The sequence below is a fragment of the Clostridium sp. Marseille-Q7071 genome (genome assembly GCF_965112025.1).
The window spans coordinates 3,945,012-3,958,688 of the sequence record NZ_CBCOPR010000001.1 but is presented as its reverse complement, the minus strand read 5'-3'; the positions used below and the strand labels follow the sequence as shown (position 1 = coordinate 3,958,688).

The window sequence follows — 13,677 nt, the reverse complement described above, 5'->3', positions numbered from 1 at the left end:
GTGTTTTGTTTAATATACATGCTTATAGGTTTATACGAATGAAGAAGTAATATAAATTTTTAAAATAGAAAAGTATTATGGAATTATATTGTAGAAAATCAATTTACTTTTTGGCAATGTGGATTAGAATACTATAATAGATAAATTGACAAATAAAATTTACATGCTTATAATAGGTGTGTAAATATTTAATATTGTAAATTTCAGGTGCCTCATTAGGCTTAATATGGAAACAGGTGAAAATCCTGTACGGTCCCGCCGCTGTATTGGGGAGATTTTATAAGATATGCCACTTCTTATTAGAGGGAAGGTTTATAAGATTGAAGAACCAGAGTCAGAATACATACCTGTAATGGACACTAATAACTCTACGGTTGATAGATAAGGTGTATTAAGGTTTTTTGGCATACAACCATAATATATGTTTATATCAACTTCTCATTTGTTAATGGGAGGTTTTTTATTTTTTAAAATAGCATAAAAAAAATTTTAATTTATTGTAGGAGTTTTAGCGTAGCAATTCAAACTTTATTCATTTTGAATCCAGAGATTATTAAGGATTTATATGAAGTATATGTTGAACTATTATCAAAACCAAATACTGAAAAAATTAAAATTAGTTATATACTATCATAATATGTAGAAAATTGTTGAACTTTTTCAAAAATTGTGGTAATCTAAAATAGATTTTGTAAAAAAATTATAAATATGGATATTTTTTGAGGTGGTAAATATTACAAAAATATTTACATAATAGAGAATTAGGTGAAAATCCTAAACGGTCCCGCCGCTGTGAAGTGGAGTAATAATTATTAAGATCACTGTACTATTATTGTATGGGAAGATAAATTATTACAATGAAGCTAAGTCAGAAGACCTGCCTTGTTATATATCTTTACTTTGCGTGAGACAGAGGAGGGAGTGTTATTTTTATTATTAAATAGAAAGTCCTGTACTTCACATTATAAAGTACAGGATTTTCTTATTTTATATTAATATTTATTCAAATAGGGGACAAAGGGAGAATTAAAATGAAAAAAAAGAGACTTATAATATTTTTAACTTTTATTATGATTATTAGTTGTTTTGTGGGATGTGATTCAGCTAAAGAAACTAATACACAATCTAAATCCGAAATTACTTTTACAGATATAGCAGGAAGAGAAGTTACCATTAAAAAACCAGTAAAAAGAATTGTTGTAAATAACAGAAGTCTGTTTGATTCTCTTTTTGCTGTTGGCGGAGAGGAAATGGCAGACATGATTATTGCAACATCAGGTGGTAATAGAGGAATTGAAGGATTTAATAAGACTTATGGAGCAAAATTTCCTAAGTTAAAAGATTTACCTCAAATATCTAATAACGGTGGGTATGACGCTGAAAAAATTATTTCGCTAAAACCTGATATAGTAATATTAATTAATCAAAAGTCTGATCAAAATTTGGAATCATTAGATAAAGTTATAGAAGTTGGAATACCTGTAGTTTGTTTAAGTTATAATATTGAGCCATTAGAAGATAGAGTAAAGAATATTGAAATTATTGGTAAAGTTTTAGGCAAAGAAGAACGAGCAAAAGAAATATGTGATTTTATTAGTGAGAAATATGAACTAGTTAATAAGCGTTTGGAAAATATAACTACTCCTGCACCAACTGTTCATCAACTAACATTTCATGGTGATACTCCAAAATCTTTTTGGAGTTGGGCAATAATTGCTAAGCATGCTGGAGGGCATGATATCGCAGATGATATACCAAGTGGTAAACTGGAAAATGGCGGAACTATTGATCCGGAGTATTTGTTAAAGCGAGATCCTGACGTTATAACAATGGGTGGTGATGCTTTAGGATTAGGTGGAAATGAAGAAGAAGCTCAGACTTATCTTCAGGAAATGGTGGCAAAACAACCTGGATGGGAGAATTTATCAGCAGTTAAAAATAAAAAAGTATATGCTATATCTTATTCAACAGCATTAAACCTAGAAACTTTCTATGCAAATATGCAACTTGCTAAGTGGTATTATCCTAAAGAATTTGAAGATATTGATCCAGATGCAACATTAAAAGAGTTTTATGATAAATATATGGTTTTTGATTATGATGGGGTTTGGTCAACGCAACTTAAATAAAGTTAGGATATGGAGGAAGGCATGATTGCACAAAATAAAGAAGCAATATATATTTATAAAAGCTTAGCAAAGAAAAAAAGCTAATATTAATTTTTTTAATTATTGCTATCATAGTTGGATTTTTTGCTAATATCTTAATTGGATCATCAGGTCTCAGCGTTTCTGAGGTATTTAGAACTATATTAGGAAAAGCACCAGACGATATGACGAAAACTATTATATGGGGAATAAGATTACCTATGGCATTGATGGGGATTGTAGTAGGAGCTGCTCTTGCTGTAGGTGGATGTGAGATGCAAACCATATTAAGGAATCCAATGGCAAGTCCATACACTTTAGGAATATCTTCCGCTGCATCTTTTGGTGCAGCAACTGGTATGATTTTAGGAGTTAGATTTATACCTTCGTTTACAAATCTTGCTATTCCTATAAATGCGTTTTTCTGCACTATGATTGTAGCAACTATAATGTACTTATTTACCAAAAAAAGCATGTTGGGAAGAGTACGATAGTACTCTTTGGAATAGCTTTAAGTTTTATGTTTAATGCTTTAACAGCAGTATTACAATATATTGCAACGGAACAGGAATTACAAGGGTTTATGTTTTGGTCTTTTGGAGATTTAACAAAAGCGACTTGGGAAAAGTTGTTCATTACAATAATTGTATTATTTTTATGTTTAATTATATTTACAAAAAATGCATGGAAATTAACAGCTTTAAGTTTAAGTGATAGCAAAGCAATAAGTTTAGGGGTGGACGTTCAGAAAATGAGAAGAATGTCAATAGTATTAATTTCAATGCTTTCAGCTACAGCAATATGTTTTGTAGGCACAATTGGCTTTATAGGATTAGTGGCACCACATTTGGCGCGAATGTTAGTTGGAGAGGAACAAAGATTTTTACTACCTATATCTGCATTAATAGGAGGACTAATTTTGTCCATAGCCTCTACTGTAAGTAAAATCATTATTCCAGGTGTGATTATTCCTATAGGAATTGTTACATCTTTTATAGGAATTCCTTTTTTTCTAGTTTTAATTTTTAAAGGTGGGAGGAATTATATGTGATTGAAATAAAGGATTTAAGCTTTGGATATAGGGAAAATAAGGTTCTAAATAATATTTCTTTGCAGATAAAGTCAGAATTAAATGCAATTGTAGGACCAAATGCAGCAGGAAAATCAACTTTAATGAAATGTATATTTGGACTACTGAAGCCTAAAGGGGAAGTTTATTATAAAAAAAGTTATTATCGGACTATACTCAAAGTGATATAGCTAATTTCATGGTATATCTCCCACAAGAGGAAGAAGGTACACCACAGCTGACAGTGCTTGAAACTGTCCTTTTAGGTAGATTACAAAACTTATCATGGAAAGTGGATGATAAAGATTTAAATATTGTAATGCATATACTTGAAGCTCTATGTATAGATAACTTATCTTCTCGTTATTTAACAGAACTAAGCGGATACCAAAAACAAATGGTGTATATTGCACAAGTTTTAGCTAAAGAACCTGAAATATTATTAATGGATGAACCTACTAATAATCTTGATATGCAAAAGCAATTAGAATTTTGTGAATTACTAAGGCTCATCATGAAAAAAAGAAATTAATGATTTTAGTTGTATTCCATGATTTAAATCTTGCTGCACAATACGCTGATAATATTATTGTAATGGATGGAAAAGGAGGTCTATATAGTTCAGGTGCGCCAAAAGATGTTATTAATGAAAAAATGCTAAAAGATGTGTATGGTATTGAAGGAAGTATTCATATTGACAATTATGGTACTCCTATAATATCTGCAAGAAAATCTATAAGAAAAGTAGAATTTTTAATCTAATAGAAAGTTTGGATTTAAGGGACGGTTCATGATTATATTGCTTTATGTGAGAATAATAATGAAACGTCCTCTTAATAAAATAAAAAAACACCATGCCTAACAGAAGAGACTTGGTGCTTTGATTAATATATAAATATAGGAACATTTTTAATTTGTAAAGATAGTTTTTTGCAAAAAAATATCTAATTAAATTTTTCATCTATTAATTTTAAAAATTTCTTTTCAGTTAAAATTTCATTTGTAACAAAATTACCATTTATAAAAATGCTATATGTTGTCCAAACTGTAGGTGCATTTTGAGCTTTCTCGAGAGTATTAATTTTAATCAGATTAAAAGGAATAGCTTTTTTATCTGCGATATCTTTTAGTACTGAAGTATATTTTTCAGTATATGGACATTGATTTGTATAATATAAGGTTACGCCTTCTTTATCAGCTATTTTGCCATCTTTGGCACAATCCTTGAATGTGGGTAATTTACTGTTGTTATTAAAATTTAAGCATAACAATTCAAAATAAGGATGTGCTGTATCACAAGTCTCAAAGCCTTTATACTTCAAATACCTGGGGTCAGAAAGAAAAGGCATTTTTTCCTTTGATGTAACAATGATAATTCCGTCTTTATTTTGTCTTTTTGTATCAGCAATACATTCTTGCAATAACAGGTTTGATATGCCTTGTCCTTTATATTGTCCTGAGACCCAAAGACAATTGATAAACATATAATTTTCGGCGTTTACAGGACTCCAAGCCTTTTCAGCAGGGATATATTCAATAAAAACCTTGCCTCTAACATCAGCTTTTTTAAAAATTAATCCGTCTCTGAAGCGTTCTTTCATCCATGCTTTTTTTGACGACACACAATTTTCACCTTTTTTATCTGAAATAACGCAGCAAATATGTTCCTTATCTATATTACTTTCATTTACTGATATAATATTCATATTACTTCCACCTTTTTAAAGTTGGGAAGAGCTCTTTCATTGAAGTTCGAGCTTCATTCTCGTTTGCATAGGGATTGCCAGAAGAAACGTGAGGTATACATGATTCAATCATTTCTTCCATTGTTTCCTCAGTGATAAATGCACCTTCTTTATAGCAGTAAAGGCAATAATCCTCATTTTTACTTCCATCTGCATTTGTTCCGAAATCTTCACTCTTTATAAGAGGCATTGCACAGCTTTGACAAAAAATCATATTTTCCATATTAAAATCTCCTCTCAAAATTATTCTTTTATGAATTGATTATAACAATTTTAATATGACAGCAGTACGTCACATTTGGTAATCATTTGTATATTTCCATTATATTTTGAGCTCTTTTTTTAATAATGTCCTTAATAAAATCTGGTTCTAAAACCTCAACAAAATTTCCAAAAGAGAGAATATAACCAATAACCCATTCATCAAAAGGATAATCAATGGTAACAATAAATGTATTATCATCACCATATTCAATTTGGTCTTCTTCAAAATCATCATATACCCTGTAGGCTATTTCAGAAGCAAATTTTAATTTTAATGATACCATTCGATTTTGCTTTGAATTATGAGATTCGATTTGCAAATCATTTGGGATTTCTCTAGTGAAAGTTTCATTACATAATTGAATGTTTTTCATTCGTGATATGCGAAAGGTGCGAAAATCTTGTTTATTTCTGCAATAACCCTGAACATACCAAGAATGTCCTTTAAAAACAAGACGAAGTGGCTCAATATTACGATTTGTTTTTTCACCATAAGAACTTACATATTCAAAAGAAATCACTGTTTTTGTTAATATTGCTTCTTTTAAATATGTAAATTTTGTTTTTTCCTTTGGATGGCTTCCCCAATAAGCAAAATCAACTTCTATCCAATTTGTATTTGAAACATTTTTGAACAAGGCGCTTATTTTATTAAGAACGCTATCAACATCAGGAAATTTTAAAGCATTGATACTTTGTAGAGCAAAAATAATATCTTTCTGCTCTTTATCTGATAATAAGGATTTATCAATGGTATAATTTTTTAATAAGCCAATTCCACCACCATTCCCTTTTAAAGAATATATTGGAATTCCTGCTAAACTTAAAGTATCGATATCTCGATAGATTGTTCGTGTGGATACATGGAATCGTTCAGCCAATTCTTTTGCTGTTATATGTTCTCTATTTAGAAGTATCAAGACAATTTCTAATAACCTATCAATTTGCATATTCATCACCCAAAATCAGTATAGCATACAGATATGAAATTACATGTCATATTTGAAAAAGAAGTTAAATATAATATAATGGCGTTTACTGTCTTAAGAAAGCATGTTACGCTTTAATACTTTATTGTAGTTAGATATAACATCATTGATTCTTACTAGTATGTAGTAGACTAATTCTAGTCAGTTTTTTTTAATAATATCAATTTTCTTGCAAACGAATTTTATTATGAAATATAAATGGTAAATAGGCTTTTTATAAATAAAGCTCATAATAATTTAATTTTTGTTTAAATTTTAAATATAATTAATTTCTATTGAAAAAATTAATTATATGATATAATAATCACAAATATAGCTAGGGACATTAATTTTTAAGATAATATGGAGATTAGAACAAATCGTAAAGAGTTAAAGAGAAAATTATATTTATAAAATATAACCAATAGAAGCAATGACGCTAAAGGAGATTCTTATGGATATAAAAAATGTGAGTGAGCTTGCTCTTACAGTTGGTGAAATATTATTAGGGAACGGTGCTGAAACTTATAGAATTGAAGAAACTGTTTCAAGAATCTGCGAATCTTATGGTTTTACAGCTGAATGTTTAGCAATGTCAAACGGAATTTTATTATTGGTGGAAGGTTCCCAATTTGATAAAGTTACCACAATGAAAAAAGTTGGACGAAAACGGGTAGATTTATACAAAATCGAATTGATTAATTCTTTTTCAAGACAACTTAAAGAAAATCCTTTATCCTATGATGAAGCGAAGAAAGCTCTTGATGAAATTAAAAAATCTCCCAATTTCACCTTACCTGTGCGAACAATAGCTGCATGTATGACAGGATTTATTTATACGCTTTTTTTTAACGGCTCTCTCAGAGATGGTATTGCATCAATAATCATATGTCTAATTACATATATGATGCTTGAAAAGATTGCTGAGTTTGGATTTTTTCAATTTTTAGAGTACTACTTAGCAGGTCTTATTATAGGTGGAACAAGTATTTTATCTCATATACTAATTCCTTCTATTAACGCACATAATGTTATTACCGGTGCCATTATGATTTTACTTCCAGGAGTGGTATTAACAAATGGAATAAAAGACGTAATTTATGGAAATTTTTCATCTGGTATATCAAAATTTTGTGAAGCTTTGATTGTTATTATAGCGGTTAGTATAGGGGTAGGAACTGCTCTGTTTATTGGAATGAAAGGGGCGTGATAAAATGCTAATAAAAATGACTATATTAGCATTTTTAGGAAGCGTATTTCCTGTGATATTGTTTAATATTGATAGAAAAAAAGCTCTATATGCAGGATTAGGTGGAGCTATTGGATGGGTAGTCTATAGCATTTTTCTTGAAAGAACAGGGAGTTCTGTAATTGGTTCTTTCTTTGGTGCCTTTATAGTTAATTTATATAGTGAATTAATGGCACGAATAATGAAAACACCCGCTTCTATGTTTTATGTTCCAGGAATTTTCCCTCTAGTTCCCGGTATGTCAGCATATAGCACAATAACATATCTTGTTGAAAAAAATTTTACTTCTGCCTTAGATAAAGGTATGTTAACACTAGGAATAGGTGGCGCCATTGGCTTTGGTATTATGTTATCTGCTACTTTGGTTAAGTTCATTACAAAAGTCCGTTCTAAGAGAAGTAAAAAAAGACTTGATAAAGGGAATATATTTTAAGGGACGGTTCATTTTAATTGCTAAAACTTAATATTAAAAAATATATACATTTTAATAATTAAAAAAGGTTACCAAAAGTATTTTAAATATATACTTAGGTAACCTTAATTTATATCATAGGGACGGTTCATAATTATATTTTAAATGATGTATCTTATTTAAAATATAATTAGAAATTTTTTACAATGAAATTATGAAGATGTTAGGGGCACATTGCTATAATACAAGGTTCATATTACCATTGCTGACTTTATTATTTTAAGTTTATAATATAATATCGAAGTTTTCATTTGAACTGTATCCTGTTAATTTCAGTAAATTTATAGTTCACCAATGATGGATAAAGATGTTTTGAATAATTTGATCATAGAGCATTACCTTTAATAGGTTATGCTTTTTTAAGAAGGAGATTATTAATTATGAATTGGCTTGAAATGATATTAATAGTGGTCATAAGTTTGATAGCAATTCTCTGCTTAGTTTTAATATATTGTGTTACATCTCCTATGCCAACAGTTTGGTATTTAAGGAAGTTATTTTCAGGTACTGAATATACCAAATTGGATAGCTATGAGAAACTTAAAGAAGAAACAACGATTTATGAAGATATTGATTATGAGTCTGATTTTCCTCATGGGAAACTTGATATTATTATGCCTGAACAAGTAACTGGAAAGCTTCCTGTAATTTTTTGGGTTCATGGGGGAGCCTATGTTGCTGGAGATAAAGAAGATATAACACCGTATGCTATTTCTCTTGCTAACAGAGGATTCGCCGTAGTTAATATTAACTATGCACTTGCACCAAAAGGAAGGTATCCAATACCATTAAGACAGATTGGGGAAGCTTACTCCTATATTAAAAAGCATTTTGCTGAGTATCATATTGATCTGAGTCGTGCTTATTTTGCTGGAGATTCTGCTGGGGCTCAAATGGTATCTCAGTTTGTCAATATTCAAACCAATCCCAAATATTCTCAGCAAGTAAATTTAGAACCGATTGTGAATGAAAATACTATTAAAGGTGTTTTACTATTTTGCGGGCCCTTCGATTTAGCCAAGTTAACACAAATAAGTTCTCCTATGTTAAGTTGGATATTTGATCGTGTTGGTTGGGCTTATTTAGGAAGTAGAGATTGGAAAAGTGAAGAAAAAACTAAAGAGGCATCCATCATAGATGAGTTGACTTCTAGTTATCCACCAACCTTTATTACCGATGGCAATAAAGGATCCTTTGAATATCATGGAAAAATGCTAGAAAAAGCATTAAAAGATGTAGGTGTTTATACAGAAAGTGTATTCTATCCTCAAGAATCTCAAGAGCTAGGTCATGAATACCAGTTTAATCTAGGAGATAAATATGGGGAAGATACTTTCGAAAGAGTTATTGAATTTTTGAATAAGACCCGTTAAACAACTTTAAAATTAATATATTTTCGTATATATTAATTTTAAAAAAATATATATGGGTTAACTATTGTAATAGGAATTTTTTATAAATAAATTTTGGATATTTAGGAAATAAATAAAGTAAGGTTATCAATTTTTAAGTTTTTAGTAAAGAATTTAAAGGAAAATTGATAGCTACTTTTTTATATTCTTATTTATGTCTTATGAGAAAACTACATAAAAGGAAAGGAGTATTTATGAATATTCTTGTTACATTAAACTCTAATTATATTAAGCAATTGATTATTATGATTTATTCTATATTAAAATCTAATCCAGATGTAAATCTTAATGTATATATTGCTCATAAAGAATTAACAGAGGATGATTTTAGTTATATAGGAGGATATTTAGATAAAAAGAGATGTAAAATTATATCTGTAAAAGTTACCGATGAAATGTTAAAAAATGCACCTGTTACTAAACGCTATCCAAGAGAAATGTATTTTAGGATATTTGCAGCGCAATTTCTTCCAAAGGATTTAGATAGAATTTTATATCTAGATCCGGATTTAGTTGTTATTAATCCTCTTAAAGAACTCTATTATACGGATTTTGAAGACAATTATTATATTGCTGCTTCTCACGTTAATAAGGGAATGCAAAAGTTAAATGAAATTCGTTTAGACATGGAGAAGGATGCTTATTATATTAACTCAGGGGTAATGCTGATGAATTTAAAACTTCTTCGAGAAAAACAGGATATAGACAGTGCTTTGGAATATATTGAAAAGAATAAGAATCGTTTATTGCTTCCTGATCAAGACGTGTTAAGTGGGTTATATGGAGGAAAAACTAAAACAGTAGAGTCTATTATTTATAACCTTAGTGAGCGATATTTAAAACTATATAATATAAACCTTAAAAATCTTGATAAAAGAATAGATATAGATTGGGTACGGAAAAATACTGTTATCATACATTATTGTGGAAGAAATAAGCCTTGGAAGGATAATTATATTGGAGAACTAGATATATTTTATAAAGAGTATGCTCAAATGGTTGCTGAAATTGAAGGAAGTACAATGAAAATACCTTGAAGAATACCGAAGATATAAAAGAAAGAGTAAAGGAAATCAAAGGTTATTAAATATTAAAATCATCATGACATCGTCAGGAAGAAATGAAGCTAAGCATATACTGTAAGGTTAAAGCCTATAAAATAAATAACATTCAAATTTAAATTTGGATGTTATTTTATTTTATTTAACATATTAGTATAATTCCATCTGTAATAGATATAGATGAAGAAAATAGAAATAGAGTTGTTTTGAAAAAATTACCAAAGACAATTCATATATTTATAATGGATTATTAATAGAAATAGATGGTACAATATAATATAAGCTTATTTATAAAAGGCGTATTGGCATATATGAAATATTAATGAGGAGATATATATGAAACATATAACTTTTGAAGATGTAAAAAAGAATAAAGAATTTCAAACCTATATCCAAAAAGGTGATGAATTACTTGGAGTGTTGGGATATACTGAACATTCTTTCGTTCATGCAGGAAAGGTTGCCTATACTGCAGATAGCATATTGAATAGTTTAGGATATAGCGAAAGAGAAAGAGAACTTGGGAAAATAGCTGGATATACTCATGATATTGGCAACATGATAAATAGAATTGATCATGCTCAAACAGGTGCTATATTAGCTTTTAATATTTTAACTAGAATGGAAATGCCACCTGAAGAAATTGCTACCATAGTTTCTGCTATTGGAAATCATGATGAAGGTACAGGTCAACCTGTAAATACAGTATCTGCAGCATTAATATTAGCAGATAAAACTGATGTTAGAAGAAGCAGAGTGAGAAACAGAGATTTTGCTACTTTTGACATTCACGATCGTGTAAATTATGCAGTTGAGGAAGCAAAAGTTAAAATTAATTCTGAAAAAAGAATTGTTTTATTGGAGATGAAGATTGATATTACTATTTCTTCTTTAATGGAGTATTTTGAGATATTTCTAAATCGTATGATGATGTGTAGAAAGGCAGCAGACTTTTTAGGTGCTAAATTTGAATTAGTTATAAATGGTACAAAATTACTATAGATATCAAAATTTATTAAAACACAGAGATTTAATTTCATAATGTAAATATATAAATGCGTTAGTAGAAAGAATTAATATCTTGAACTAACGCATTTTTATTAATGTAAGTAAGATATAGGGATGCAATGTGAAAATTTAAAGTATACTCTGGAAAATAAGTTTTCTATAAAAATAGCTTAAACCCTTGGAAATTAAGGATTAATAGTTAAAAATGAAAAATTAATGATGAAATTCACTAAATGTGAATTTCTTAAAGCAAAATTTATTTTAAAAACTCCAAAGGCTTTGACAGTGGAGTTTTAACCACAATTCTTCATTCTTCATTCTTAATTTTTAATTCATGGTAAAATTTTTATTATGAAAATTAAAATCATGTATAAGTTGAATTTTCGTTAAAGAATCCTATAAATGCATTAACTTTAGAATATGATAATACGTATTTATATTTAAGGTAAATAGATAATCAAAGTGGGTACTAAAAAATTTATATAATATCGTAATATATAAAGAGGAGGTGAAGTGATGGTCAGACTTCTCAATATTTTTAACAGAGAACAGACATTAGAGGAGCGAGTGAAAGATATACAAAAGGGTAATGAAGGGGATAAAAATAGTCTAATTGAAGAATATATTCCTTTTATAAAAAAAGTGCTTAGTAATGAATTAGGACAATATGTTGAGATAGAAAATAATGACGCCTTTAGTGTAGGATTAATAGCATTTAATGAGGCTATCGAAAAGTATGATGAAAAAAGAGGCAATTTTTTAACCTTTGCTTCTATGGTAATAAAAAGTAGATTAATAGATCATCGCCGAAGTGAGGCGAGAAAACCAAAGGAAGTTTGTATTAGTGAGTTAAAATGTGATGATGAGAGTTATGGTTATAATGAAAATATTATAGCAATAGATAGTTTTGAAAAGAGAGTTGAAATTAGGTTTGACATCGCTCTTCTAGTTAAGGAGATGAAAGGATATGGGGTTTCTTTAGATGAATTGATAAAGGAATCTCCAAAACATAAGGATACTAGAATTGTAGCTATCAGTATTGGAAAATACATATTTGAAAAGGATTATTTAAAAGAAAAATTTTTGAAAAGTAAGAATTTACCAGTTAGTGATTTGATGAGAGAATTATGTGTATCTAAGAAAGTCATACAAAGGAGTAGAAAATTTATTATAGCAATAGTATTAATTTTGAACAGTGACTTAGATACATTAAAGGAATATATTTTCTATAGCGAAGGGTGTGAAATGAGTGATCTACAAAGGCACTGTGATAGAGATTTATTATGATAGTATAGTTGTGATGGCTGAAGATTGTACTTTTAAAAGGATAAAGAAAAGTGACGGTTTAGAGGAAGGAATGGAGATATATTTTGAAGATAGAGACATTATTAAAAACTCAAACTTTACTATTAAAAATATTTCTAAGGGAGTAGCTGCTGTTTTAATTTTTGCAGTTACTTCTTTATATGTTTTAGGGTTTTGGAATGAAAATTATAAATCAGTAGCTCTATTAGCTGTAGATATAAATCCAAGTGTTGAGATGGAAATTAATAAAAATTATCGTGTAATAAAAATTTCAGCACTTAATGAAGAAGCTTCAAAACTTCCTCTTGAAGATTTGAAGAACTATCCATTAATAGACGCTTTAGAAGAGATTGTAGAAATGGTGGAAACGGCAGGATATATTAAGAAAGATGAATCAAACCGCGTATTGGTAACGTCAGTAGAATTAAAGAGTAATAATGAAGGTGATAAAAACTTAGATAATCTTATAATGGAAGGAAAGAAAAAGATAGAGGAAGTCTCTAATGAGAGAGGGCAGCAGGTTGAAGTTGTTACAATAAAATCAGATAGGGAGACATTAAATAAAGCGAAAGAAGAAAACATTTCAGTGGGTAAGATGGAGATTTATAAAGAAATGGAAGATGAAAATAAAAATCAGGATAAGAATGAGATAATGGAATTAAAAGATAAAAAATCAGAGGAGTCTATAAAAGAAGTTGAAAAAAGTGAAAAAGTTAAAAAAAACAATAATGAGAATAACGGTAATAAAAATAATCCTATAAAAGAAGAGAAGGAAAATAATAAGAATAAAAAAGGAAACGAAAATAGTAAGGATAAAAAAGATAAGGAAAACAATAAGAATAAAGAAAAAAAGGAAAATAATAAGAATAAAAAAGAGAATGAAAACAGTAAGGATAAAAAAGAGAAGGGAAATAATAAGAATAAAAAAGATGAGACAAATGGCAAAGATAAATAAAGAGAAGAGATAAAAAAATAAA

General features: G+C 28.9%; 14 protein-coding genes, 1 pseudogene and 2 riboswitches. Of the genes and pseudogenes, 12 read left to right on the top strand and 3 right to left on the bottom strand.

From position 1 onward, the window contains the following. The first annotated feature begins 188 nt into the window (after window positions 1-188). Window positions 189-365, top strand: a riboswitch (cobalamin riboswitch). Window positions 366-705: 340 nt separating this feature from the next. Next, window positions 706-899: riboswitch (cobalamin riboswitch) on the top strand. Window positions 900-1,031: 132 nt separating this feature from the next. From ACWPW7_RS18840 to ACWPW7_RS18820, 5 genes and pseudogenes are all read left to right on the top strand, one after another. Further along, window positions 1,032-2,129, top strand: coding sequence for an ABC transporter substrate-binding protein (locus ACWPW7_RS18840; protein WP_454054758.1), 1,098 nt, complete (start codon window positions 1,032-1,034; stop codon window positions 2,127-2,129). A gap of 83 nt (window positions 2,130-2,212) precedes the next feature. Next, window positions 2,213-3,198, top strand: a pseudogene (locus tag ACWPW7_RS18835) (FecCD family ABC transporter permease). Next, window positions 3,195-3,407, top strand: coding sequence for an ATP-binding cassette domain-containing protein (locus tag ACWPW7_RS18830; protein ID WP_454054757.1), 213 nt, complete (start codon window positions 3,195-3,197; stop codon window positions 3,405-3,407). Before ACWPW7_RS18835 ends, ACWPW7_RS18830 begins: the two are co-directional and overlap by 4 nt. Before the next feature lie 8 nt (window positions 3,408-3,415). Further along, complete coding sequence (locus ACWPW7_RS18825) at window positions 3,416-3,748, top strand: ATP-binding cassette domain-containing protein (RefSeq protein WP_454054756.1); 333 nt, start codon at window positions 3,416-3,418, stop codon at window positions 3,746-3,748. Beyond that, a complete protein-coding gene (locus ACWPW7_RS18820) occupies window positions 3,748-3,978 on the top strand; it encodes a hypothetical protein (RefSeq protein ID WP_454054755.1) in 231 nt (76 codons plus the stop codon). Before ACWPW7_RS18825 ends, ACWPW7_RS18820 begins: the two co-directional genes overlap by 1 nt. A gap of 182 nt (window positions 3,979-4,160) precedes the next feature. Here ACWPW7_RS18820 and ACWPW7_RS18815 read toward each other — a convergent pair whose 3' ends face one another. The 3 genes from ACWPW7_RS18815 to ACWPW7_RS18805 all read right to left on the bottom strand — a co-directional run bounded on the left by ACWPW7_RS18815 (window position 4,161) and on the right by ACWPW7_RS18805 (window position 6,175). Then, on the bottom strand, window positions 4,161-4,922 hold the full coding sequence (locus ACWPW7_RS18815; RefSeq protein WP_454054754.1) for a YoaP domain-containing protein: 762 nt from the start codon (window positions 4,920-4,922) through the stop codon (window positions 4,161-4,163). Between the two features lies 1 nt (window position 4,923). Beyond that, window positions 4,924-5,184: a zinc ribbon domain-containing protein gene (locus ACWPW7_RS18810; protein ID WP_454054753.1), complete on the bottom strand. Its 261-nt coding sequence runs from the start codon at window positions 5,182-5,184 to the stop codon at window positions 4,924-4,926. Between the two features lie 82 nt (window positions 5,185-5,266). Continuing rightward, the gene (locus ACWPW7_RS18805; RefSeq protein ID WP_454054752.1) at window positions 5,267-6,175 is read right to left on the bottom strand and encodes a helix-turn-helix transcriptional regulator; all 909 of its coding nucleotides are present in this window, start codon (window positions 6,173-6,175) and stop codon (window positions 5,267-5,269) included. Window positions 6,176-6,647: 472 nt separating this feature from the next. On the opposite strand from ACWPW7_RS18805, the gene ACWPW7_RS18800 reads away from it, so the two are divergent. The 7 genes from ACWPW7_RS18800 (at window position 6,648) to ACWPW7_RS18770 (ending at window position 13,655) form a co-directional block, all read left to right on the top strand. Continuing rightward, window positions 6,648-7,403, top strand: a complete 756-nt coding sequence (locus tag ACWPW7_RS18800) for a threonine/serine ThrE exporter family protein (protein WP_454054751.1) — start codon at window positions 6,648-6,650, stop codon at window positions 7,401-7,403. Window positions 7,404-7,407: 4 nt separating this feature from the next. Further along, window positions 7,408-7,875, top strand: a complete 468-nt coding sequence (locus ACWPW7_RS18795) for a threonine/serine exporter family protein (RefSeq protein ID WP_454054750.1) — start codon at window positions 7,408-7,410, stop codon at window positions 7,873-7,875. 419 nt (window positions 7,876-8,294) lie between these two features. Then, window positions 8,295-9,287, top strand: coding sequence for an alpha/beta hydrolase (locus tag ACWPW7_RS18790; RefSeq protein WP_454054749.1), 993 nt, complete (start codon window positions 8,295-8,297; stop codon window positions 9,285-9,287). Window positions 9,288-9,520: 233 nt separating this feature from the next. Next, a complete protein-coding gene (locus tag ACWPW7_RS18785; RefSeq protein WP_454054748.1) occupies window positions 9,521-10,363 on the top strand; it encodes a glycosyltransferase family 8 protein in 843 nt (280 codons plus the stop codon). Window positions 10,364-10,723: 360 nt separating this feature from the next. Next, window positions 10,724-11,389 (top strand): HD domain-containing protein, encoded by a 666-nt coding sequence (locus tag ACWPW7_RS18780; RefSeq protein ID WP_039633679.1) that lies wholly within the window; start codon window positions 10,724-10,726, stop codon window positions 11,387-11,389. A 522-nt stretch (window positions 11,390-11,911) separates the two neighbouring features. Further along, window positions 11,912-12,682, top strand: a complete 771-nt coding sequence (locus ACWPW7_RS18775) for a sigma-70 family RNA polymerase sigma factor (protein WP_454054747.1) — start codon at window positions 11,912-11,914, stop codon at window positions 12,680-12,682. Further along, a complete protein-coding gene (locus ACWPW7_RS18770) occupies window positions 12,645-13,655 on the top strand; it encodes an anti-sigma factor domain-containing protein (protein WP_039633684.1) in 1,011 nt (336 codons plus the stop codon). The genes ACWPW7_RS18775 and ACWPW7_RS18770 overlap by 38 nt, the downstream gene beginning before the upstream one ends. The last annotated feature ends 22 nt before the right edge of the window (window positions 13,656-13,677 follow it).